Source organism: Streptomyces sp. NPDC057136 (assembly GCF_042670885.1).
Lineage (GTDB): Bacteria > Actinomycetota > Actinomycetes > Streptomycetales > Streptomycetaceae > Streptomyces.
In genome coordinates this window covers 1-1,551 of sequence record NZ_JBHUUV010000107.1, presented here as the reverse complement: position 1 = coordinate 1,551, position 1,551 = coordinate 1, and the positions used below count along the sequence as shown (strand labels likewise).

General features: G+C 67.6%; 1 protein-coding gene. It reads right to left on the bottom strand.

Annotated features, from left to right (window positions below; genetic code table 11):
- On the bottom strand, nucleotides 1–1,551 hold a 1,551-nt coding region (locus tag ACFT7S_RS38680), incomplete at both ends, for a condensation domain-containing protein (RefSeq protein WP_382741247.1).

Genomic DNA, 1,551 nt, shown 5'->3' with positions numbered 1-1,551 from the left:
CGCAGAAACCTCCACAGCCGTGTCATTCCACCCACACACCACCACCTCACGCTCACCCGCCGTCAACACCGGCAGATCACCCACACGCCGACCGGAATCGACGGTAAGAGCATCCAGCAGCGTGATCAGGTGACCCGCCATCCGTTCCACCGTCGCCGCGTCGAACAGCGCGGTGCTGTACTGGATCTCCGCGGCGAGGGCGCCCTCGGCTTCCGCAAGCGCCAACACGAGGTCGTACTTCACCGGAACCGGATCGCTACTCGAACGCGCATCGTCCACTGACCCACCCGCTGTGCCGGTTCCGTTGCTGCTTCCTTCTCGGTGAAGGTCGCTCGGGTCCGCTGCGACATAGCTGAAGAGGGTCTGGAAGAGCGGACTTCGCGAGCGGTCGCGCTCGACATCCATGGCGTCCACGAGCTGCTCGAACGGCAGGTCCTGGTGCGCGTACGCACCGAGGGCAGTCTCGCGCACCCGGCCGAGAAGTTCGGCGAACGTCGGGTCGCCGGACAGGTCCGTGCGCAGCACAAGCGTGTTGACGAAGAACCCGATCAGGTCCTCGGTCTCGGCACGGTTCCGGTTCGCCACCGGCGTGCCCACCACGACGTCGTCGGTACCGCCATAGCGGCCCATGAGGACATCGAAGGCGGCCAGCAGCGTCATGAACATCGTCGCACCGTGCTCACGGGACAGTGCGCGCAGCGCCTCCGCCGTCCCTGCCGGAACAGTGAATCGGCACACCGCACCGTCAGTGGAGCGCACCGCCGGACGCGGCCGGTCGGTCGGCAGCTCAAGCGTCGGCACGTCCGCCAACACGCCCTGCCAATATTCCAATTGGCCGTCCAGTACGTCGCCGGTCAGCCACTGCCGCTGCCAGGCCACGACATCGGCGTACTGGAACGTGAGCGGCGGCAGCGGATTCGGCTCGCCTGCGCGGAACGCCTCGTACAGGACGGACAGCTCGCGCTGCAGGACACGGTCCGACCACTCGTCGAAGACGACATGGTGGATCACCAGGGAGAGTATGTGATCGTCGGGAGCGAGCCGGACGAGCGCAGCCCGCACCAGGGGCCCCTGCGCCAGATCGAACGGAGTCACCGCGTCCTTGGTGACCACGTCATGTGCGGCACCCTGCGGGTCCACACTCCCGGAAAGGTCAAGGACCGGGAAGGGCATGGGCGCCGGCGGGTCGATGGCCTGGTACGCCACACCGTCCGCACCCGCCACCAGACGGGTCCGCAGAACCTCATGCCGAGTGACCACCGCATCCAGAGCAGCGCCCAGGGCAGCGAGGTCCACATCGCCGGTCAGCCGCAGACGGGTCGACATGTTGTACTCGACCGCACCCGGCTCCAACTGATCAAGGAACCACAGCCGCTGCTGCGCGAACGACAGCGGCAGCGGCTGGGTGCGGTCCGCCGCCCTGACAGACGGCAGGACCTGCGTCTGTCCCGCGCCGTCGATCGTCGTTGCCAGGCCTCGTACCGTCGGCCGGTCGAAGAGCGCCGACAGCGCCACCTCCACCCCGAACGCCTCCCGGATACGGGAGATCAC